25 protein-coding genes and 1 riboswitch are annotated in these 20,861 nt (G+C 69.6%); of the genes, 13 read left to right on the forward strand and 12 right to left on the reverse strand.

Annotated features, from left to right (window positions below; genetic code table 11):
* Positions 1 to 110 precede the first annotated feature (110 nt).
* The 4 genes from AU195_RS16960 to pdxH all read right to left on the reverse strand — a co-directional run bounded on the left by AU195_RS16960 (position 111) and on the right by pdxH (position 4,180).
* Positions 111 to 1,415, reverse strand: a complete 1,305-nt coding sequence (locus AU195_RS16960; RefSeq protein ID WP_082703093.1) for a citrate synthase — start codon at positions 1,413 to 1,415, stop codon at positions 111 to 113.
* Positions 1,416 to 1,510: 95 nt separating this feature from the next.
* Positions 1,511 to 2,158 (reverse strand): TetR/AcrR family transcriptional regulator, encoded by a 648-nt coding sequence (locus AU195_RS16965; RefSeq protein WP_059160225.1) that lies wholly within the window; start codon positions 2,156 to 2,158, stop codon positions 1,511 to 1,513.
* A gap of 69 nt (positions 2,159 to 2,227) precedes the next feature.
* Positions 2,228 to 3,517, reverse strand: a complete 1,290-nt coding sequence (locus AU195_RS16970; protein ID WP_059160226.1) for an MFS transporter — start codon at positions 3,515 to 3,517, stop codon at positions 2,228 to 2,230.
* Positions 3,518 to 4,180, reverse strand: coding sequence for a pyridoxamine 5'-phosphate oxidase (gene pdxH / locus AU195_RS16975; protein ID WP_059160227.1), 663 nt, complete (start codon positions 4,178 to 4,180; stop codon positions 3,518 to 3,520).
* 60 nt (positions 4,181 to 4,240) lie between these two features.
* Here pdxH and AU195_RS16980 point away from each other — a divergent pair, with 60 nt between their 5' ends.
* The 3 genes from AU195_RS16980 to AU195_RS16990 all read left to right on the forward strand — a co-directional run bounded on the left by AU195_RS16980 (position 4,241) and on the right by AU195_RS16990 (position 6,499).
* Positions 4,241 to 5,371 carry a citrate synthase 2 gene (locus AU195_RS16980; RefSeq protein ID WP_059160228.1) on the forward strand — a complete coding sequence of 377 codons (1,131 nt, stop codon included), beginning with the start codon at positions 4,241 to 4,243 and terminating at the stop codon, positions 5,369 to 5,371.
* Entirely contained in the window at positions 5,368 to 5,985 is a 618-nt protein-coding gene (locus AU195_RS16985) for a maleylpyruvate isomerase N-terminal domain-containing protein (RefSeq protein ID WP_059160229.1), read from the forward strand. Before AU195_RS16980 ends, AU195_RS16985 begins: the two co-directional genes overlap by 4 nt.
* A 64-nt stretch (positions 5,986 to 6,049) precedes the next feature.
* A complete protein-coding gene (locus AU195_RS16990; RefSeq protein ID WP_059160230.1) occupies positions 6,050 to 6,499 on the forward strand; it encodes a VOC family protein in 450 nt (149 codons plus the stop codon).
* 2 nt (positions 6,500 to 6,501) lie between these two features.
* On the opposite strand, the gene AU195_RS16995 is transcribed toward AU195_RS16990, so the two are convergent.
* The gene (locus tag AU195_RS16995) at positions 6,502 to 8,187 is read right to left on the reverse strand and encodes an FAD-dependent oxidoreductase (protein WP_059160231.1); all 1,686 of its coding nucleotides are present in this window, start codon (positions 8,185 to 8,187) and stop codon (positions 6,502 to 6,504) included.
* Positions 8,188 to 8,200: 13 nt separating this feature from the next.
* The gene (locus AU195_RS17000) at positions 8,201 to 9,217 is read right to left on the reverse strand and encodes an AurF N-oxygenase family protein (RefSeq protein ID WP_059160232.1); all 1,017 of its coding nucleotides are present in this window, start codon (positions 9,215 to 9,217) and stop codon (positions 8,201 to 8,203) included.
* Positions 9,218 to 9,383: 166 nt separating this feature from the next.
* On the opposite strand from AU195_RS17000, the gene serC reads away from it, so the two are divergent.
* Complete coding sequence (gene serC / locus AU195_RS17005) at positions 9,384 to 10,496, forward strand: phosphoserine transaminase (protein WP_059160233.1); 1,113 nt, start codon at positions 9,384 to 9,386, stop codon at positions 10,494 to 10,496.
* 104 nt (positions 10,497 to 10,600) lie between these two features.
* Complete coding sequence (sepH, locus tag AU195_RS17010) at positions 10,601 to 11,440, forward strand: septation protein SepH (protein ID WP_059160234.1); 840 nt, start codon at positions 10,601 to 10,603, stop codon at positions 11,438 to 11,440.
* 60 nt (positions 11,441 to 11,500) lie between these two features.
* Here the strand turns inward: sepH and AU195_RS17015 are convergent, their stop codons facing one another.
* From AU195_RS17015 to AU195_RS17025, 3 genes are read right to left on the reverse strand one after another with little or no spacing between them, the layout of a single operon-like run.
* Positions 11,501 to 11,785 (reverse strand): DUF2537 domain-containing protein, encoded by a 285-nt coding sequence (locus AU195_RS17015; protein ID WP_082703094.1) that lies wholly within the window; start codon positions 11,783 to 11,785, stop codon positions 11,501 to 11,503.
* A 36-nt stretch (positions 11,786 to 11,821) separates the two neighbouring features.
* Positions 11,822 to 12,643 carry a TrmH family RNA methyltransferase gene (locus tag AU195_RS17020; protein WP_502687355.1) on the reverse strand — a complete coding sequence of 274 codons (822 nt, stop codon included), beginning with the start codon at positions 12,641 to 12,643 and terminating at the stop codon, positions 11,822 to 11,824.
* A gap of 19 nt (positions 12,644 to 12,662) precedes the next feature.
* On the reverse strand, positions 12,663 to 13,094 hold the full coding sequence (locus AU195_RS17025) for an Rv0880 family HTH-type transcriptional regulator (RefSeq protein ID WP_059160236.1): 432 nt from the start codon (positions 13,092 to 13,094) through the stop codon (positions 12,663 to 12,665).
* 89 nt (positions 13,095 to 13,183) lie between these two features.
* Here AU195_RS17025 and AU195_RS17030 point away from each other — a divergent pair, with 89 nt between their 5' ends.
* Positions 13,184 to 13,450 (forward strand): DUF2530 domain-containing protein, encoded by a 267-nt coding sequence (locus tag AU195_RS17030; protein WP_059160237.1) that lies wholly within the window; start codon positions 13,184 to 13,186, stop codon positions 13,448 to 13,450.
* Positions 13,451 to 13,482: 32 nt separating this feature from the next.
* Entirely contained in the window at positions 13,483 to 13,935 is a 453-nt protein-coding gene (locus AU195_RS17035; RefSeq protein WP_059160238.1) for an SRPBCC family protein, read from the forward strand.
* Here AU195_RS17035 and AU195_RS17040 read toward each other — a convergent pair whose 3' ends face one another.
* Positions 13,936 to 14,709 carry a DUF3027 domain-containing protein gene (locus AU195_RS17040; RefSeq protein WP_059160239.1) on the reverse strand — a complete coding sequence of 258 codons (774 nt, stop codon included), beginning with the start codon at positions 14,707 to 14,709 and terminating at the stop codon, positions 13,936 to 13,938.
* Between the two features lie 181 nt (positions 14,710 to 14,890).
* Between AU195_RS17040 and AU195_RS17045 the strand changes: the two genes are divergently transcribed.
* Both AU195_RS17045 and AU195_RS17050 read left to right on the forward strand, forming a co-directional pair.
* Positions 14,891 to 16,474, forward strand: coding sequence for an MFS transporter (locus AU195_RS17045; RefSeq protein ID WP_172800615.1), 1,584 nt, complete (start codon positions 14,891 to 14,893; stop codon positions 16,472 to 16,474).
* Positions 16,471 to 16,959: a DUF2771 domain-containing protein gene (locus AU195_RS17050; protein WP_059160241.1), complete on the forward strand. Its 489-nt coding sequence runs from the start codon at positions 16,471 to 16,473 to the stop codon at positions 16,957 to 16,959. Before AU195_RS17045 ends, AU195_RS17050 begins: the two co-directional genes overlap by 4 nt.
* Here the strand turns inward: AU195_RS17050 and AU195_RS17055 are convergent.
* Positions 16,956 to 17,960 (reverse strand): glutathione S-transferase family protein, encoded by a 1,005-nt coding sequence (locus tag AU195_RS17055; protein WP_059160242.1) that lies wholly within the window; start codon positions 17,958 to 17,960, stop codon positions 16,956 to 16,958. The genes AU195_RS17050 and AU195_RS17055 overlap by 4 nt on opposite strands.
* A 99-nt stretch (positions 17,961 to 18,059) precedes the next feature.
* Positions 18,060 to 18,470 carry a cold-shock protein gene (locus AU195_RS17060; RefSeq protein WP_059097581.1) on the reverse strand — a complete coding sequence of 137 codons (411 nt, stop codon included), beginning with the start codon at positions 18,468 to 18,470 and terminating at the stop codon, positions 18,060 to 18,062.
* Positions 18,471 to 18,624: 154 nt separating this feature from the next.
* Between AU195_RS17060 and AU195_RS17065 the strand changes: the two genes are divergently transcribed.
* The 4 genes from AU195_RS17065 to AU195_RS26235 all read left to right on the forward strand — a co-directional run.
* Positions 18,625 to 19,029 (forward strand): YccF domain-containing protein, encoded by a 405-nt coding sequence (locus AU195_RS17065; protein ID WP_059160243.1) that lies wholly within the window; start codon positions 18,625 to 18,627, stop codon positions 19,027 to 19,029.
* On the forward strand, positions 19,026 to 20,078 hold the full coding sequence (moaA, locus tag AU195_RS17070; protein WP_059160244.1) for a GTP 3',8-cyclase MoaA: 1,053 nt from the start codon (positions 19,026 to 19,028) through the stop codon (positions 20,076 to 20,078). The genes AU195_RS17065 and moaA overlap by 4 nt, the downstream gene beginning before the upstream one ends.
* 1 nt (position 20,079) lies before the next feature.
* Positions 20,080 to 20,346, forward strand: a complete 267-nt coding sequence (locus AU195_RS17075) for a MoaD/ThiS family protein (RefSeq protein ID WP_059160245.1) — start codon at positions 20,080 to 20,082, stop codon at positions 20,344 to 20,346.
* 217 nt (positions 20,347 to 20,563) lie between these two features.
* A riboswitch (cyclic di-AMP (ydaO/yuaA leader) is annotated at positions 20,564 to 20,769 on the forward strand.
* 9 nt (positions 20,770 to 20,778) lie between these two features.
* Positions 20,779 to 20,861: hypothetical protein (locus AU195_RS26235; protein WP_286149301.1), on the forward strand; the 83-nt coding region annotated here is incomplete at its 3' end.

A 20,861-nucleotide genomic window follows, 5' to 3' on the forward strand; every position in this document is an offset into this window, starting at 1 on the left:
GTGAAACTACAACTGTCCGCAAGGCAACCGTGACCACGCGCCGAGATCGACGTAATGGCGAACATCACTCGCACTTTCCCGCCCGTTTGTTCGTTTGGGCGAGGAAAGCGCTAGCGGTTCGACGTGTCGATGTAGTCCCGCTCGGTGTAGCCGGTGTAGATCTGCCGCGGGCGGCCGATCTTGCCGGGCTCCGAGTGCATCTCACGCCAGTGCGCGATCCAGCCGGGCAGCCGGCCGAGCGCGAACAGCACGGTGAACATCCGCGTCGGGAAGCCCATGGCCCGGTAGATCACACCGGTGTAGAAGTCGACGTTCGGGTACAGCTTGCGCTCGACGAAGAAGTCGTCGGTCAGCGCCACCTCTTCGAGCGACTTCGCGATGTCTAGCAGTTCGTCCTCGACGCCCATCTTGCCCAGGATCTTGTCGGCCTGCTCCTTGACGATGCGGGCACGCGGATCGTAGTTCTTGTACACGCGGTGCCCGAAGCCCATCAGCTTCACACCGTCCTCGCGGTCCTTGACCTTACGCACGAACTCGCGCACGTCGCCGTCGGACTGCTGGATCTTCGTCAACATCTCCAGCACCGCCTGGTTGGCGCCGCCGTGCAGCGGACCCCACAGCGCGTTGATGCCGCCCGAGATCGAGGTGAACAGGTTGGCCTGCGACGAGCCGACCAGGCGCACCGTCGACGTCGAGCAGTTCTGCTCATGGTCGGCGTGCAGGATCAGCAGCATGTCGAGCGCCCGCACGATCTCCGGATCGACCTCGTAGGGCTCGGCCGGGAAGCCGAACGTCATCCGCAGGAAGTTCTCCACCAGCGTCAGCGAGTTGTCCGGGTACAGGAACGGCTGCCCCTCGGACTTCTTGTACGCATACGCCGCGATGGTCGGCAGCTTGGCCAGCAACCGGATCGTCGACAGCTCGACCTGGTTCTTGTCCATCGGGTCCAGCGAATCCTGGTAGTACGCGCTCAGCGCGTTGACCGCACTCGAGAGCACCGGCATCGGGTGGGCGTTGCGCGGGAACCCGTCGAAGAACCGCTTGAGGTCCTCGTGCAGCAGCGTGTGCCGCTGGATCTTGGTGGTGAAGTCCTCGAGCTGATCGGCGGTCGGCAGTTCACCGTAGATCAGCAGGTAGCTGACCTCGATGAACGTCGACTTCTCGGCCAGCTGCTCGATCGGGTAACCGCGGTAGCGCAGGATTCCCGCGTCGCCGTCGATGTAGGTGATCGCACTCTTCGTCGACGCGGTGTTGACGAAACCACCGTCGAAGGTCGTGTAACCGGTCTTCGCCAGCAGCGACCCCAGCGCGATGCCGTCGGCACCCTCAGTGGCCGGGACGATATCCAGCTCGAGCTCGCCGCCGGGGTAGCTCAGCTTGGCGTGCTCAGTCGCACTGGACGGATTATCGGCCACGGGAATCCCTTCATCGTCGCTCCGCAGGTGCAGACCCTCGTCTACAAAAGGTAGCCCCATCGTGACGGACGTGCTTGCGGGGGGCGGGCAGTTGCTCAGACAAGCTGCCTGACATCGGCGGTCACATCGAGGAACTGCGCGTACGCCGCCTCTATCCGGGACACGATGTGATCCACGGTCATCGTGTCCCAGTCGATGCGGGGGCCGAGGTCGGCGAGCGCGGTCATCATGATCGCGCCCCACACCGCAGCCACCAGTTGCAGGCGGCTGTCGTCGGGTGCGGTGCCCATACGGTCGACGAGCGCGGAGTTCACCGCATCGAGCCGGAAGCGGGTGGACGCGTGCATCAGCGCCGCCGAGGACGTCACGATCCGCGCGGACGCCAGCAGCCGCTCCGCGGTGAGCCCGGTCGGCGGCGCCGTCTTGGTGGCCTCGAACGCGCGGACGTGGCTGCGGAAGATCGCCTCGATGTGGCTGATGTCGGGCGGTTGCCTGCGCAGTTCGACGGCGACGATCTCGATGATGTCGTCGATGACGGCCAGTACCACCGCTTCCTTGGTCGCGAAGTACCGGCTGAACGTGCGGGGCGAGACGTCGGCGACCGCGGCGATCTGATCGACGGTGGTGTTCTCGAAACCCTGCCGGTCGCACAGTTCGACCGCGGCGTTGATCAGGGTGGTCCGGGTGCGCTGTTTCTTGCGTTCGCGCAGGCCGAGGACCGGTGCGCCGTCGAGATCAGCCACCCCTCGGATGCTAGTCCGGCCTGCGGCAAAAAACAGTTGATCTTGACATTCGGCGCAAAAAGCCGGTGCTCATACTTTGTCGCTCTCGGACGGAACCGACGCGGTGCGGTAGCGCACGAACGCCGGGGCGAGCGCCACGGCGGCGAGCACACCGACCACCACCAGCCCGCCACCACCGGCCGCGGCGATGGTGGTGCCCACGGCCGCCGCCGCGGCGCCGTGCAGGACGTCGGCCACCCGCGGTCCGCCGGCCACCACGACGATGAACACCCCCTGCAGCCTGCCGCGCACGTCGTCGGAGGCGGCCTCTTGCAGGATCGTCGACCGGAACGCCGCCGAGACCATGTCCGCGGCCCCGCCGACGGCCAGGAACGCCAGCGCCGCCCACAACAGGGCCCCGGTGTGCCCGTCGGCCAGCCCGCAGGCGATCCCGAATCCGACCATCGCGAAGCCCCACACGACGATCGCGCCGACCACCGCGAGGCCCTGTCTGCGCACCCGCGGCAGCCATCCGGAGAACACCCCACCGGCCACCGCGCCCACCGACATCGACGCGGCGAGCAACGCCATCGTGGTACCGCCCGCGACGGGGCCGCCGAAGCTCTCGTGCGCCAGTTGCGGGAACAGCGCCCGCGGCATCCCGAAGACCATCGCGATGAGGTCGACGACGAACGACATGAGCACCACCTGGTTGCCGGCCAGGTACCGAAAGCCGTCGAGCACCGCGGCCAGACCGAACCGCGACGCCCCGGTCTGAGCGCCGGTGGGCGGGATGGGTGAGAGCCGGACGGTGGCCAGGATGGGCACCAGGCAGGTGATCGCGTCGATCAGGTAGAGCGTCGACAGGTCGACCCAGTGCAGCAGCACACCGGCGAGCAGCGGGCCGATGATCGCGCCGGCCTGGGTGACGGTCATGTTGAGCGAGTTGGCCGCGGGCAGTTGGGCGGCGGGCACCATCCGCGGAATGGCCGCCGACCGGGTCGGCGCGTTGACGGCGTAGAACGCCTGCTGCACGGCCAGCAGACACAGCACCACCCACACGTTGTCGAGCGCCAGCGCGGCCTGCAGCCACAGCAGGATCGAGGCGACGGCGAGTCCGCACGACGCGATGATGAGCAGCACCCGCCGGTCCATCGCGTCGGCCAGCGCCCCGCCCCACAGCCCGAAGACGATCAACGGCACCAGCGCGAACACGCCGGCCAACCCCACGTAGGCGGAGCTCTGGGTGAGTGCGTACAACTGCACCGGCACCGCGAAGAGGGTCAGGTTCGCGCCGATGACGGTCGGGACGCCGGCCACCCACAGCCGGCGGAAGTCGCGCGTCCGCAGGGGTGTGGTGTCGGCGAAGAACCGCCTCACCTAGGGCTGGAGCCGCTCGACGCGGCCCCCGCTCAGTCGAATCCTGTTGTGTACGCGGTTCTCCCGGCCCTGCCAGAACTCGACGACCTCGGCGGCGATGCGGTAGCCACCCCAGTCCGGCGGCACCGGCACCGTGTCGTGGCCGGCGAACCGCTCGGTCACCTCGGCCAGCTGGTCGAGCAGCGCCGCGCGCGACGCGATCGGCCGGGACTGCTGTGACGCCCACGCTCCGAGTTGCGATCCGCGGGGCCGCTTCGACCAGTAGTCGGCGGTCTCCTCGGCCGACACCTTCGTCACCGCGCCGCGCACATGGACCTGGCGGCCCAGGGCAAACCACGGGAAGGTCGCCGAGGCGTGGGGCGAATCCGCCAGATCCTCGCCCTTGGCGGAGCCGTAGTTGGTGAAGAACGTGATGCCCTCGTCGTCGACGCTCTTGCACAGCACCGTGCGGGTGACCGGCCGTCCGGCGGCGTCGACGGTGCCGAGCACGATTGCGTTCGGCTCGGAGATCCCGGCCGCCTCCGCATCCGCTAACCACCTGCGCAGCAGCGCAACCCAGCCGTCGGCCAACCAGTCCGCGTCGAGGTCGGCGCTGCCGTCCTTCTCCACCGATCCGTACTCCACGCGCATCCTCGCCAAGTGCTCGTTGCCGGCCTCCGTCACCGCGCCAACGCTACGCCGACCGGTCCGGCCGACACTTGCCCCGGGTGCGAGAATCTGGCCATGACTCAGACGTCGCCGTCGGTGCCGGAGAACTTCGTCGAGGGACTCGAGGGAGTGGTGGCGTTCACCACCCAGATCGCCGAACCGGACAAGGACGGCGGGGCGCTGCGGTACCGCGGCGTGGACATCGAGGACCTGGTCGCCCACCGGGTGACGTTCGGCGACGTGTGGGCGCTGCTGGTCGACGGGCGCTTCGGCGACGGGCTGCCACCCGCCGAACCGTTCCCCCTGCCGATCCACAGCGGAGACGTCCGCGTCGACGTGCAGGCCGGACTCGCGATGCTCGCCCCGATCTGGGGCTACAAACCGATCCTCGACATCGACGACGACACCGCCCGCGCGCAACTCGCGCGCGCCTCGGTGATGGCGCTGTCCTACGTCGCGCAGTCCGCGCGCGGAATCCACCAACCCGCCATTCCGCAGCGGTCGATCGACGAATGCACCACCGTCACAGCCCGTTTCATGACCCGATGGCAGGGTGATCCCGATCCCAAGCACGTGGAGGCCATCGACGCCTACTGGGTGACCGCCGCCGAGCACGGGATGAACGCCTCGACGTTCACCGCCCGGGTGATCGCCTCCACCGGCGCCGACGTCGCAGCCTCGCTGTCCGGTGCTGTCGGCGCGATGAGCGGCCCCCTGCACGGCGGCGCGCCGGCGCGGGTGCTGCCGATGCTCGACGAGGTGGAGCGCACCGGTGACGCCCGCGCCGTGGTCAAGGGCATCCTCGACCGCAAGGACAAGCTGATGGGCTTCGGGCACCGGGTGTACCGCGCGGAGGATCCGCGGGCCCGCGTACTGCGCGCCACCGCCGAACGTCTGGAGGCGCCCCGCTACGAGGTGGCCGCCGCGCTCGAACAGGCGGCGCTGGCCGAACTGCGGGAACGCCGCCCCGACCGGGCGATCGAGACGAACGTCGAGTTCTGGGCCGCGGTGATCCTCGACTTCGCCCGCGTGCCCGCCTCGATGATGCCGGCGATGTTCACCTGTGGGCGCACCGCCGGCTGGTGCGCCCACATCCTCGAACAGAAGCGACTGGGCAAGCTGGTGCGCCCGTCGGCGATCTACGTCGGACCCGACCCGCGCAGCCTCGAGTCCGTCGAGGGCTGGGACCGCGTCGCCGCCGGGTGAGCACCGGTCCCGCGGCTGTATTCGCCTCGGCCGCACACAGCTTCGTCGATCTGGTGGGCCGGCTTCCGGCCGCCGCGTGGGACGGCCCCGGTTTGGGTGAGTGGGATCTGCGGGCGCTGGTCGGCCACACGTCGCGCTCACTGATCACCGTCAGCGCCTATCTGCGGACCACCGCGGCCCGCCAGGACGTCACCAGCGCCGCCGAGTACTACCTCAAGGTGACTCCCGCGGCGCTCGGCATCGACCCGGCGGCGGTCGCGGAACGCGGCAGACAGGCCGGCCGCGAGCTCGGGGACGATCCGGCGGCGGCCGTGACGCGTCTGGCCGCGACGGCGGTGGCCGACGTGGACGGCGCGGGCGACCCGCTCATCGAGGTGATCGGCGGGCTGGGGATCCGGCTGAGCGACTACCTCCCGACACGGACCTTCGAACTGGCCGTGCACGGTCTGGACATCGGGCAGGCGGCGGGTGTGGACTACGCGCCGCCGCCGGAGGTGTCCTCGGACGCGGTGCGGTTGGCCGCCGAGGTCGCGGTGCTCTCCGGGCACGGCGAGCAGGTGCTGCTGGCGCTGACCGGCCGGACGGGGTTGCCGCCGTCGTTCTCCATTGTGTGACCGATGAAATTTGTCGGTGGGTGGGGTCAGCATGGTGACTGTCCCACCTACCAAGGAGATTCCCATGGCCATAGAAGTGCAACCGCTGGTCGCTCCGCACCTCGTCGTCGACAACGGCGCCGCCGCAATCGACTTCTACGTCAAAGCTTTCGGCGCCACCGAGCTGGGGCGGATGCCGGGTCCCGACGGCAAGCTGATGCACGGCGCGGTCCAGATCAACGGCTCGTTGGTGATGCTCGCCGACGACTTCCCGGAGTACAACGACGGCAAGTCCTCGACGCCGACGGCGCTGGGCGGCTCACCGGTCACGATTCACCTGCAGGTCACCGACGTCGACGCGAAATTCCAGCAGGCGATCGACGCCGGCGCCACCGTGGTGATGCCGGTCGAGGAGCAGTTCTGGGGTGACCGCTACGGCGTGCTGCGGGATCCATTCGGCCACCTGTGGTCGATGGGCCAGCCGGTCCGCGAGGTCAGCCAGGAGGAAATGCAGGCCGCGATGAACGGCCAGTAGGCCTACCGGAGCAGGCCGGCGAGCAGGCGCCGCCCGACACTCGGTGTCGGTGCGGCCGCCGCGGCCTCGAGCATGTCGGGGATCGCGGTGAACTTCACCCGCGGGCGTTCGCCGCCACCGCGGGCGACCTCCGCCGCGTCGATGGCACGCCAGCCGTCGCTGTCGACCACGTCGGGACGGCGTTGCCGCACCAACCGGTCCAGCTCGCCGGGACCCGACGCCGGCGCGGTGAGCAGTCCGGCGTTGTAGTCGTCCACCAGGTGGTGCACGGTCTGCGCAGCGCACGACTTGTTCGTGCCGATGAACCCGGTCGGTCCGCGCTTGATCCAGCCCGCGACGTAGCTCCCCACAACGGGCCGGCCCGACGACGGGTCGACGACGCGGCCGCCGTCGTGGGGGACGACGCCCGCGGCCTCGTCGAACGGAAGCCCGTCGACCGGTCTGCCGTGGTAGCCGATGGAGGACAGCACGAGGCCGGCGTCGAGGCGGCACCCCTCATCGGTGCCGGTGACGGTGAACTCGACCCCGTCGGCCCGCGTCTCGCCGGTGACCCGCCGCGGCGTCAGCCGGTAGGCCAGTCTGATCCGCGGGCGGGTGATCGGCGCCGACGCGTCGGGCAACTTCGCCAGGATCTCGAGCTTGTTGCGGGTGAGCGGGTCGGTCCCGTCGGCCAGGTCACGCCGGACCAGCTCGTGGTCGGCCGCGTCGAGCACCACATCGCAGGTGGCGGTCAGCCCGATCAGCTCGGGCAACGTGAACGCCGACTGGGCGGGTCCGCGCCGGGCGGCGATCACCACCTCCTCGACCCGCGAGCCGCGCAGCGCGGCCAGCGCGTGGTCGGCGATGTCGGTGGCGGCCAGCCGGTCCGGATCGGTGGTGAGCATGCGCGCGACGTCGAGTGCCACGTTGCCGTTGCCGATCACGACCGCCCGGTGATGGTCGAGCGCGACCGGCAGGGTGGCGTACTCGGGGTGGCCGTTGTACCAGGCGACGACCTCGGTGGCCGTCGCGGTGCCGGGCAGACCCATCCCGTCGATGGCCAGGCGGCGGTCGGTGGGGGCGCCGACGGCGTACAGCACGGCGTGGTGGTGGGCCAGCAGCTCGTCGTGGCTCACATGGGTGCCGACCTCGACGTTGAGATAGAGGCGCATCTCCCGCCGCGCCGTCACCTGGTCGAACAGCCGGGTCACCCGCTTGGTGCTCTGGTGGTCGGGGGCGACGCCGGCGCGGACCAGACCGTAGGGCGTGGGCAGCCGCTCGAACATCGTGACCCGCACGTCGCGCTGGGTGAGCAGCTCATCGGCGGCGTACATGGCGGCCGGACCGGATCCCACGATGGCGACCCGCAGCGGGCCGTCGGGACGGGAGTGCACGACGGGGGCCTCGGGCACCGGCGCCAGCTTGGAGGTCGGCGGCACCTTCTCATCCGCCCTGCGCTCGGGGTAGAACGCGGCGTTGAGTTCGACGAACGGCAACTGCGCCTCGGTCAGCACCGAATCGTGGCCGATCGCGCCGACCGGACAGGCGCTGACGCACGCGCCGCAGTCGACGCACGCCGCCGGGTCGATGTAGAGCATCTCGGCGGTCGCGAAGCCCGGCTCGTCGGGGGTGGGGTGGATGCAGTTCACCGGGCACGCGAAGACACACGACCCGTCGCTGCAGCACGACTGGGTGATCACATGGGGCACGGTCGGCGCCTTTCTATGCCGCCGTGGCGACGTGCTGGCGGTGCGGCTCGCTGCGGTAGCGGCTGGGCCGGCCGTCGATCCGGCAGATCCGCCACATGAGCTTTGCCAGCGGGTTCATCAGACCGGTGTCGTGGCAGAGCATCCGGACGTCACCGAACATGTCGCGCAGGAACTGCCGCGACTCCGGGGCGCGGAAGAACACGTCCTTGCGGACCGAACGCGGGATGTCGAATTCCTTCCAGAAGGCCTTCGGCGGGACGATGATCGCCTGGCACAGCACGCGCATGATCAGCGGGACGTGGACCGAGAGCCAGAAGCGCTGCCACCGCGACAGATGCGGCAGCCGCTTGCGCAGGTATTCGTGGGCAAACGAGATGTGGCGGGCTTCCTCGGCGACGTGGATCGCCATCACCCGCTCCATGATCGGGTGCAGGTCCTTCCCCTCGCGCAGCACGTTCTTCTGCGTGTGGTCGATCGGCTCCTCACCGGCGAGCACACCGAAGAAGAACGGGATCGGCAGCGGGCCTGCGATCAGGGGGATGAACGGCGACAGCCAGCGCAGCAGTCGCGGCATACCGGGCACGTCGGCGCCGATGCGGTTCACCATCTCCTGGAACATCATGGTGTGGTTGCACTCTTCGACCGACTCGTGCATGCAGTAGCGGTATTCGGGTGAGCCGTTGGGCACCCAGAACGCGTAGTTGGTCAGGCCGCGGATCAGGATGATCTCGAACTGCAGGCCCACCTTCGCCACGTTGGCCTGCCGCCACCGGCCGATCTCGATCTGCCGTTCGACCGGCTGCGCCCGGTACCAGGGATGCCGCCCGATCGGATCGGTCCCCGGCAGGATCCACCGCTCGTCGCCGTCGATCACAGCGAACTCCGGGGAATCCCAATCGATGTCGGTGTAGGGGTTGAAGTTACGGCGCACCGAACCCTCGGACAGGGTGGTCAGCGTGTCGACGTAAGCCTTGTCTTCGGTGACGTCCATATTCCGGCGCCACCGGCGGACCGTGCGTGTGCGAGCCATGAGAGCCTCCCGTAGGGGTTTACATTCACCGGTCTGCTGTACACAGTACCGGAGGTATCGGGTAAATGTCCACGCCGATATGAGAGTTTGCTGCGGATTCGGCGCGCTGGCGTGCGCTCAGCGTCGATTACCGCGCCGAAATCGCCGGGAACTACGCTGGTGACCCATGGCCGAACTCACCATTCCCGCCGACCTCAAGCCCCGCGACGGACGCTTCGGGTCCGGCCCGTCGAAGGTGCGTCCCGAACAGCTGGCCGCACTCGCGGCCGCGGGCGACCTGTTCGGCACCTCGCACCGCCAGGCGCCGGTCAAGAACCTCGTCGGCCGGGTCCGCGACGGCGTCAAGGCGCTGTTCTCGGTGCCCGACGGCTACGAGGTCATCCTCGGCAACGGCGGCAGCACCGCGTTCTGGGACGCCGCGGCGTTCGGCCTGATCGACAAGCGCTCGCTGCACCTCACCTACGGGGAGTTCAGCGCGAAGTTCGCCTCGGCCGTCGCCAAGAATCCGTTCATCGGCGACCCGATCGTCGTCAAGGCCGATCCGGGCAGCGCCCCCGAACCGCAGGCCGACCCGTCGGTCGACGTCATCGCCTGGGCCCACAACGAGACCTCGACCGGTGTCGCGGTCCCGGTGCAGCGCCCGGCCGACTCCGGTGACGCGCTGATCGTGATCGATGCGACGTCAGGGGCCGGCGGCCTGCCCGTCGACATCGCCCAGGCCGACGCGTACTACTTCGCCCCGCAGAAGAACTTCGCCGGCGACGGCGGCCTGTGGCTCGCGGTCGTCAGCCCCGCCGCCCTCGCCCGCATCGACCAGATCGCGCAGTCGGGCCGCTGGGTACCCGACTTCCTCTCCCTGCCGATCGCGGTGGAGAACAGCCTCAAGAACCAGACCTACAACACCCCCGCGATCGGCACGCTGGTGCTGCTGGCCGACCAACTGGACTGGCTCAACGGCAACGGCGGGCTGGACTGGGCCGTCAAGCGCACCGCCGACTCGTCACAGCGGCTGTACTCGTGGGCCGAGGCGTCGACGTACGCCACCCCGTTCGTCACCGACCCGGCGCTGCGCTCGCAGGTGGTCGGCACCATCGACTTCTCCGACGACGTCGACGCCGCCGCGGTGGCGAAGATCCTGCGCGCCAACGGAATCGTCGATACGGAGCCGTACCGCAAGCTCGGCCGCAACCAACTGAGGGTCGCGATGTTCGCCGCCGTCGACCCGGAGGACGTCAGCGCGCTGACCCGGTGCGTCGACTGGGTCGTCGAACGGTTGTAGTTCATCGCCGCGTGTCACCGTGGTCACGGGGAGGTAACGCAGTAGGCTGACCAGCTAATCGGGCTGGCGCCTGGCGCCGCGAAACGAGCCCGGAGGAGGTCGCAGTGCGGGAACTCAAGGTCGTCGAACTCGACGTCGACGGCAACACGATCCTCTGCCAGACCGACTCCGGTGAGAAGTTCACGCTGCGCATCGACGACCGGTTCCGCGCCGCGGCCCGCGGGGACCGGGCGGCGTTCAATCGATCGGCCGACCAGACCATGATCGATGTCGAGGTGCACAACGTGCTGCGTCCCAGAGATATTCAGGCCAAGATCCGCGCGGGCGCCTCCGTCGAGCAGGTCGCCAACGCCTCGGGAATGCCGATCGAGCGGGTGGAACGGTTCGCCCACCCGGTGCTGCTGGAGCGGTCGCGGGCCGCCGAACTCGCCACCGCCGCGCATCCGGTGCTCTCCGACGGCCCCGCGGTGCTCACCCTGCTCGAAACCGTCAGCACCGCGCTGGTCGCGCGGGGACTGAACCCCGACGCGACGAACTGGGACGCCTGGCGCAACGAGGACGGACGCTGGACGGTGCAGGTGGCGTGGAAGGCCGGTCGGTCCGACAACGTCGCCCACTTCCGGTTCTCCCCCGGTGCGCACGGCGGCACGGTCACCGCGTTCGACGAGGCGGCCTATCAGCTGATCGACCCCGACTTCAGCCGCCCGCTGCGCCCGGTCGCCCCCGTCGCCCAACTGGACTTCGACGCGCCCGCCGCACCGCAGGCGCCCGCCCCGGCACCGCTGCCCGAACCCGAGCCCGAACCGGCACCTGCGCCCGAACCCGAGGCCGGGCAGGAACCGCAGGCACCCAGGCCGGCGAAGTCGCGCAAGGCCAAGGCCCGCCCGACCGTTCCCGGGTGGGAGGACGTGCTGCTCGGGGTCCGCTCCAGCGGGCAGCGATGAGCGCTCGCGCGAAGAGCCGACAGAAGCGATGAGCGCTCGCGCGAAGAGCCGACAGAAGCGCTAGGCCGGCACCATCCCGCTGAGGGTGATGGCGAGCAGGGCGATCCACCCGCCCGCCACGCCGACGCCCGCACCGAACGCGAACCACCGCCACACCGGCCGGGTCCGCCAGCCCCACACCGTCGGCGCCAACCCGCCCACGGCGACCATGTTCAGGCCGACCGCCAGCAGTGGGTGCACCCGCAGCAGTCCGAGGCTCAGCACGATGACGGCGGTGGCGATCACCGCGGCGACTCCGGCGGCCACCGTCAAACCCGTTCCCCACGGCGTGGATTCGTCGGTCACGCTGTCACCTCCCCGCAGTCGCCCACCGGAGGCAATCTAGCCCGACCGGACACGTTCGTAGAATGCCAGCGCGGCCGCGGTCGCCACGTTGAGCGAATCGGTACCCCGCGACATCGGGATGCGCACCCGCCGGTCGCTGGCCCGCATCGCCCGCTCGGTCAGGCCGGGGCCCTCCGCACCGACGAGGACCGCGACCTTCTCCCGCCCCAGCGCCGCCATCGCCGTGGCCACGGTGTCGGCGGCCGGGTCCGGCGTCATCGCCAGCAGGTGAAACCCGTTGTCGCGCAACAGGTTTAGCTCATCGGGCCAGGCGGTGGCGCGCGCGAACGGCACGAGCAGCGCGTGGCCCATCGACACGCGCACCGCCCGCCGGTACAACGGGTCGGCACACCCGGCCCCGAAGATGACCGCGTCGACGCCGAGCCCGGCGGCGTTGCGGAAGATCGAGCCGAGGTTCTCGTGGTCGTTGACCCCCTCGAGCACCGCCACGGTGTGGGCGCCGTCGAGCACTTCGGCGACGGTGAGCTCGGCCGGGCGCGACGCCGAGGCCAGCACGCCCCGGTTCAGGTGGAAGCCGACCACCTCGGCCATAACGTCGGCCGAGGCCCGGTAGTAGGGCGCGTCGACGGCGTCGAGGCCGGTCCCGAGTTCGGTGAGCCGACGATCGGTGCCGAGCAGCGCGCGGGGGGTGAACCGCGAGGCCACCATGCGCTGCACCACCAGCACCCCCTCGGCGATCACCAACCCCTTGCCGGTGGGCAGATCGGGTCTGCGGTCGATGCTGTTGAGGTCGCGGAAGTCGTCGAGTCGCGGGTCGGCGGGATCGTCGACGTCGATGACGGTCGTCAATGCTCCGATCTCCGCACGGCGGCGAAGCTTACGCGCTCTCCTCGACCATCGCCGACATCAGGTCGGCGGCCATCAGCAGCGTCCTGCGCTCTTCGGGTTCCAGACGAGCGATCCGGCGCTGCAGCCACTCCTGGCTGGCCCGCTTCTCCGCCTGGACGAGGTCGGCCCCGGCCGGCGACACCGACACCAGCACCTGCCGACCGTCCACGGGATGGGCGTTTCGTGAGACGAAACCCATTTCGGCCAGGGATGCGATCACCCGAGTCATCGACGGCGGGCGCACCCGCTCCCGCACAGCTAACGCTCCCGGCGTCATCGCACCCTCTTTGGCCAGCGTGGACAGAGCTGACAATTGCGACAGCGAAATCGGCGAATCAGCACGCCGAAAGCGTAATTGGCGAGCCAGCCGCACTACTGCGAGTGACAAATCGCTGGCCAGCCGGGAGTCGAGGTCGATCACGAAGCAAATACTACATAGCGTCGCTAAAAGCGGCGAGCAAACCGATAACCGTGGTTACGGACCATTTCGGATCGGCTAGATTGACATCGATGGCCGACGAACACACCCCGGTGAACGAATCGCCGCAGCCGCCGCCGCTGCCGGCCGCCCTGCTCGACCCGCGGCCCGTCATCCTCGTGATCGCCGCCGCGTGGCTGATCGCCACCGTGCTCGCGTTCACGGTCTCCGCGCTGCACGAGTGGCGTCCGTTCACGATCGCCGGACTGGGCATCGGCCTGTTTGGCACTTCGATCTTCCTGTGGCAACGTCACGCCGTACGCCGCGGCGCGCGCGGCGCCCAGAGCGGGCTTCGCTGAGACTGCGCCCGCCGCCCCGATCAGGAGGATCCATGGCCGCACCGTTGCTTCACGCAGAGATCGAGATCGACGCCCCGGTGGCCAAGGTCTGGTCGCTGGTCTCCGACCTCGGCCGGATGCCGCAGTGGAGCCCGCAGTGTCGCGCCATGAAATTGCTCGGCCCGCTGCGCCCGGGCACCAAGACCGTCAACCTCAACCGGCGCAACCGCCTGATCTGGCCGACCACCTGCACCATCACCGAGGTCGTCTCGGAGAAGAAGGTGGCGTTCCGCGTCGACGCCAACAAGACGGTGTGGAGTTACGAACTCGAGCCGACCGCCACCGGCACCCGTCTGGTGGAGACCCGCGACGCCTCCAACGGCGTCACCGCGGTGTCGAACATGGCGGTCAACAAACTCATGGGCGGCGTGCCCAGCTTCGAGGAGGAACTCGTCGCCGGCATGAACGAGTCGCTGGCCAAGATCAAGGCCGCGGCGGAGAACTGATCAGTCGTTCTCGGCCAGGTCGATCACGCCGTCGTCGTACGGGTCGTACAGCGGTGACCCGGTGAGCTGCGGAGCCGGTGTGTCCGAGTGCGCACCGCAGCCGTACTCGGAGTCGACCACGTGGCCGTCGGCCGACATCTCGTTGGCGCACACGCCGAACATGACCCCGAGCGAACCGGACAGCGGCAGGTAGAACCCGCAGTCGCGGCACACCCGCTTCGTCGAGCGGGCCATCGCCGAACCCGGGCCGAACTCGCCGTCGTGCCAGCGTTGCGCGGCGTCGACGCGACCCCACCGGCTCAGCACCTGCTTGCGGCCCAGCCCCACCTCCGCGGCGGTCTCGTCGACCTGATCATCGCCGGTGGCGACGTGGCCGGGCACCAGCCGGGGATCCTCACGCGGCGGAGCGAGCAGGTCGCCGGGCCGGAGGTCGCCCGGGCGGACCCGGTCCTGCCACGGCACCCATCTGGGGGCCAGCAGCGCTGTCGGGCCGGGAACCAACACCAGTTCGCTGATGGTCGCCTGCTCGGCGCCCGGATAGGCGGCGACGACGACGGCCCACTGCCAGCCCCGGTAGCCAGGCATGTCGGCCAGGAATCGGTGGGTGGCCGACGTCGGGTCCTCGAAGGACGCGCCGAGGTACTCCCCGATCGTGTCGGGCCCGCTGAACTCGACCAGCGCGGCGCGCGCCTGCTCCACGGCGCCCATCAGCACCGCTTCGAGATCGGCGGGACGTCGGGCCACGTGGGCTGCGGTGTCGGTCAGGCTGTCCATCGCATCCCATAGTGCCGCAGAGCGATACCGGAAAGCCACACCGGTCGGCTGTCGGCCGCCAGTCGGTGCCATGGGGGACAATCGTGAGGTGGCCGGCGGACGCGATGAGAGTGACGGAGAGTTCCGGCGCGACGCCCGGTACTACCCACCCCGGCCGCCCGCGGGGCACGACCATCCCGGGATGGCGAACTACCCCAGCGATGGAGGGTCCTACCGGCGCGCACGCAGGCAGTCCACGCCCAGCGCGAACCGCTGGCTGCCCCCGCTGGACGAGCCGGCGCCCCCGGGCCACCACCACTACGACCCGCCGCCCGGGGTCGGCGCAGGCGCGGGCAGGGTCACCGTCACCCGCGCCGCGGCGCAGCGCAGCCGCGAGATGGGGTCGAAGATGTACGGCCTGGTGCACCGGGCCGCCACCGCCGACGGTGCGGACAAGTCCGGGCTGACAGCGCTGACCTGGCCGGTGGTGGCCAACTTCGCCGTCGACGCGGCGATGGCGGTGGCGTTGGCCAACACGTTGTTCTTCGCCGCGGCCAGCGGGGAGAGCAAGAGCAAGGTCGCGCTGTACCTGCTGATCACCATCGCGCCGTTCGCGGTGATCGCACCGCTGATCGGTCCGGCCCTCGACCGGCTGCAGCACGGCCGCCGCGTCGCGCTGGCCGCGTCGTTCCTCGCGCGCACGGCGCTGGTGGTGCTGCTGATCGCGAACTACGACGGCGTGACGGGCGGCTACCCGTCGTGGGTGCTCTACCCATGCGCGCTCGGGATGATGGTGCTGTCGAAGTCGTTCTCGGTGCTGCGCAGCGCCGTCACCCCGCGGGTGCTGCCCCCGACCATCGACCTGGTGCGGGTCAACTCCCGCCTCACGACGTTCGGGCTGCTCGGTGGCACCGTGGTCGGCGGCGCCGTCGCGGCAGGCGCCGAATACCTGCTCAACCTGTTCCAACTCCCCGGTGCGCTGTACGTCATCGTGGCGGCGACCGTGGCCGGCGCGGTGCTGTCGATGCGGATCCCGAAGTGGGTGGAGGTCACCGCCGGTGAGGTCCCCGCGACGCTGAGCTACCACGGCGGCAGCGGCGGTCTGCGCCGGGAGCCGCCCTCCGAGCGGTCCGGCAAGGCGCGCCAGCCGCTGGGCCGCAACACCATCACCGCACTCTGGGGCAACTGCACGATCAAGGTGATGGTCGGGTTCCTGTTCCTCTACCCGGCGTTCGTGGCGAAGTCGCACGACGCCGGCGGCTGGGAGCAGCTGCGCATCCTCGGCCTGATCGGCGCCGCCGCCGCGGTGGGCAACTTCGTCGGCAACATGACCGCGGCCCGGCTCGAACTGGGCCACCCGGCGCGGCTGGTCGTGCGGGCGGCCACCGCGGTGACGGCGGTCGCGCTGTTGACCGCGCTGACCGGGAACCTGCTGGTGGCGGCCGCCGCCACGCTGATCACCTCCGGCGCCAGCGCGATCGCCAAGGCCTCGCTCGACGCGTCGCTGCAGGACGACCTCCCCGAGGAGTCCAGGGCCTCGGCGTTCGGCCGGTCGGAGTCGCTGCTGCAGCTCGCGTGGGTCGCCGGCGGTGCCACCGGCGTGCTCATCTACACCGACCTGTGGATCGGCTTCACTACTATCACCGCCGTGTTGATTCTCGGGCTGGCCCAGACCGTCGTGAGTTACCGCGGCGAATCGCTGATCCCAGGATTCGGCGGGAACCGCCCCGTGCTGGCCGAACAGGAAGGCCGCCGCTCCGACACCGCCGGGGTGGCGTACGAGTGAAACGCGTTCTGGCCGTCCTGGCGGCCGTCGCGGTGCTGGCGACCGCGGCGACGGCGCTGCTGGTGTGGCAGCTCACCCGCGACCACGAACCGGCCCTGCCGGAGATCAGTGCGTTCACCCACGGCGAGCTGACCCGCGTCGGCCCCTTCCAGTTCTGCGACGTGATCGACCCCTCCGACTGCAGGCCCGCCGGGCAACAGGGTGAACTCGCCGTGACCGAGCGCGATCCGGTGCAGCTGTCGGTCCCCTCGGCGATCGCGGAGGCGCCGTGGCGGCTGCTGCGTGTCTACGAAGACCCCGCCGACACCACCGAGTCGGTGTTCCGGCCCGACACCCGGCTGGCGGTGACGATCCCGACGGTCGACCCGCAACGCGGCCGGCTCACCGGCATCGCCGTCCAACTGCTGACGCTGGTGCAGGACGAGGCGGGTGAGGTCTTCGAGATCCCACACGCGGAGTGGTCCGTGCGGATGGTGTGGCCCTAGAGCGGAGTGTGCTCGGCGGCCACCCGCTCCCCCTCCCGGGTCGGGCCGGGCGGTGTCCCGTCGCCGAAGGGCCTGCCGCCCAACGCTTCCCGGCCGTGTGGCGTCAGCCAGTTGGCCAGGTCGGGCCCGGCGGGCACCACCTGAGTCGGGTTGATGTCCGAGTGGACGATGTAGTAGTGCTGCTTGATCTGCACGAAGTCGATGGTGTCGCCGAAGCCGGGCGTCTGGAACAGGTCGCGGGCATATCCCCACAGCGCGGGCATCTCTGAGAGCTTGGACCGATTGCACTTGAAGTGCCCGTGGTAGACGGGGTCGAAGCGGGCCAGCGTGGTGAACAGCCGGACATCGGCTTCGGTGATCGTGTCGCCGACCAGGTATCGCTGCCCGGCCAGCCGGTCCTCGAGCCAGTCGAGCGCGGTGAACAGCCGGTCGTAGGCCTTGTCGTAGGCGCGCTGTGAACCGGCGAAGCCGCAACGGTAGACGCCGTTGTTGACCTCGGTGTAGATGCGTTGGGCCACCTCGTCGATCTCGTCGCGGTGCTTCTCCGGGTAGAGGTCGGGGGCGCCGTCGCGGTGGTACTGCGTCCACTCCGTCGAGAAGTCGAGCGTGATCTGCGGGAAGTCGTTGGTGACCACCTGGCCCGTCGACACCTCGACCACCGCGGGCACCGTGATGCCCTTCGGGTAGTCGGGGAACCGCTTGAAGTAGGCGTCCTGCAGGCGCGGGATCTTCAGCACCGGGTCGACGCCGCCGGGGTCGAGGTCGAAGGTCCAGCTGCGCTGGTCGTGCGTGGGTCCGCAGAACCCGATGGACAGCGCGTCCTCGAGGCCGAGCAGGCGACGCACGATGATCGTGCGGTTCGCCCACGGGCAGGCGCGCGCCACGATCAGCCGGTAGCGCCCCGGTTCGACCGGGTAGCCGTCGCGGCCGTCGGCCGTGATCCGATCGGTGATGTAGTCGGTGTCGCGGTTGAATTCGCCACCGCTGGCGACATAGCTCATGGCAGCAGTGTGCCCGCCTTCGCCGAACGTGAAGCCACTGCGAGAGATCCGTCGGATTTTCGCAAGGAGTTCACAGTCGGCGCGAGGCGCCGCAGGCTCTCAGGCGTCGAGTTCGCGGGCGACGGCCTTGACGACCTCCGACACCCGGCGCGCGACCTTGCGGTCGGGGTAGCGCCCCTTCTGCAGGTCGGGCTGGATCGCACTCTCGAGCAGCGTGATGAGGTCACCGATCATGCCGTGCAGTTCATCCGGGCTGTGCTTGTGCTCGGGGCGTTCGGCCTCGCGCCGGGTCTTGCTCAGGCTCGGCGGCGGGTCGATCAGGGTCAGACTCAGCGCCTGCGGACCCCGCCGGCCGGCGGCCACACCGAACTCGACGCGCTGGCCGGCCTTGAGCCCCTCGACACCCGCGGGCAGCGCCGAGGACCGGACGTACACGTCTTCGCCGTCCTCCTGGGACAGAAAGCCGAAGCCCTTTTCGGCGTCGTACCACTTCACCCTGCCGGTCGGCACTTTGGTCACCTGCTCGTCGTCTCGCACCAACATAAGGAAAGCGTCCCGCTTGCGCCGGGACGCGTCGACGCCGATCCTACTCGGACTCGACCGGCGACTTCACACCCTTATCGGTAGGCTTTGTGCCACCGCTCGAGGAAGAAGTGCGCCCGCCATGCGAGTTCTACTGAACATCATCTGGTTGATCTTCGGCGGCCTGTGGCTTGCGCTGGGCTACGCGGTGGCGGGAATCCTCTGCTTCGTCCTGATCATCACGATCCCGTTCGGGTTCGCCGCCTTCCGGATCGCGTCCTACGCGCTGTGGCCGTTCGGCCGCACCATCGTCGAGAAGCCCGGCCCGCGCCCCGGCGCGCTGATCGGCAACGTCATCTGGGTGCTGCTGTTCGGCATCTGGCTGGCCATCGGCCACATCGTCAGCGCGGCGGCGATGGCGGTCACGATCGTCGGCATCCCGCTCGCGCTGGCCAACCTCAAGCTGATCCCGGTGTCGCTGGTACCGCTCGGCAAGGAGATCGTGCCCGTCGAACCGCCCGCACCCGCCATGCGAGCCGCCGCATGACGGTGACCTCACTCGGTGTCCCGACCATCAAGCGACCGGCGGCGGGCATGCCCACCGCGGGACCGCTCGTGGACACCTTCGGCCGCATCGCCACCGATCTGCGGGTATCGCTGACCGACCGCTGCAATCTGCGCTGCACCTACTGCATGCCCGCCGAAGGCCTGAACTGGCTGCCCGGTGAGCAGCTGTTGAGCGCCGACGAACTCATTCGACTGCTGGGCATCGCGGTGACCCGGCTCGGCATCACCAACGTGCGCTTCACCGGCGGTGAACCGTTGGTGGTGCGGCACCTCGAAGAAGTGGTGGCCGCAACGGGTGCGCTGCGGCCCCGCCCGGAGATGGCGATGACCACCAACGGCATCGGGCTGGCCCGGCGTGCCGAGGCGCTCAAGGCAGCGGGTCTGGACCGGGTCAACGTCTCGCTGGACAGCGTCGACGCCGCGCACTTCGCGCGCATCACCCGACGCGACCGGCTGCACGACGTGCTGGCCGGGTTGGCCGCCGCCAAAGCGGCGGGCCTGACCCCGGTCAAGGTCAACGCGGTCCTCGACCCGGACACCGGCCTCGACGACGCGGTGGCGCTGCTGCGGTACTGCCTCGACCACGGCTACCAACTGCGCATCATCGAGCAGATGCCGCTCGACGCCGAACACCAGTGGCAGCGTGGGCGCTCACTGGAGGCCGCCGCGATCCTCGCCGCGCTGCGCGAGCAGTTCACCCTGACCCCGGACTCCGAGCCGCGCGGTTCGGCGCCGGCGCAGCTGTGGCGGGTGGACGGCGGGACGGCGACGGTCGGGGTGATCGCGTCGGTCTCGGAAGCGTTCTGCGCGGCGTGTGACCGCACCCGGCTCACCGCCGACGGACAGGTGCGCAACTGCCTGTTCGCCCGCGAGGAGAGCGATCTGCGGCGGCTGCTGCGCAGCGGCGCCGACGACGACGCGATCGAGCAGGCCTGGCGCGCGGCGATGTGGACGAAAGCCGCCGGCCACGGCATCAACGACCCCGGCTTCGAACAGCCGTCGCGGCCGATGAGTGCGATCGGAGGCTGACGTGTCGACCACCACCACGGTGCGCGTCGCGGTCCGCTACTTCGCCGCGGCACGGGCCGCCGCCGGAACCGAGTCGGAGGAGCTGACCGTCCCCACGGGTACGACGGTGCAGGCCCTGGTCGACGAATTGGCTTCTCGCAGCCCGGAATTGAACCGGGTACTGGCGCGGTGTTCGTACCTTTGTGACGGCATGGCCGTGCGGGATACGGCGAAGACGTTGAGCAACGCCCAGACGCTCGATGTACTTCCCCCGTTCGCCGGCGGATAAGCGTGATTTGCGTCACATAACGAATTGGTCACAAGCTGGCTATAGCCCAGTTCACGTCAGGAAACACCTGCGAAAACGGCGAGCCAACCTGCACCTTTAGAGCCTCTTTAGAATTTGCCGTGGCGGGAAACGCCGAGGTCGGGAAAAGGTGACGGGTGCGCGGACAGCGGTTACCGTTCATTCCCAGGTCAGTCGACCCTTATCGACTGACCCGCCCCGCCCGATAGCGCCGAGCTCCATCCGTCGACGCGGGGGACCACGAACCACCTGGATGGAGGCGGGGGACCCACCGGTCCACCGAAAGGACCTGGGGCCGCCAGCGGCCCCTTGGGGTGAAGCCGGGATCGGGCAACCGAGACCGGCCGGGTGACCTCTCCCACCCGAACCCGACAGCTGACCTCGCGGGCGCCGACGAGAGGATCAATAGCACTCATGAGTGGACGGCATCGCAAGCCCACGAACTCCACGGTCAGTGTCGCCAAGATCGCCTTCACCGGTGCTGTCATCGGTGGCGG

The organism is Mycobacterium sp. IS-1496, assembly GCF_001499995.1.
Lineage (GTDB): Bacteria > Actinomycetota > Actinomycetes > Mycobacteriales > Mycobacteriaceae > Mycobacterium.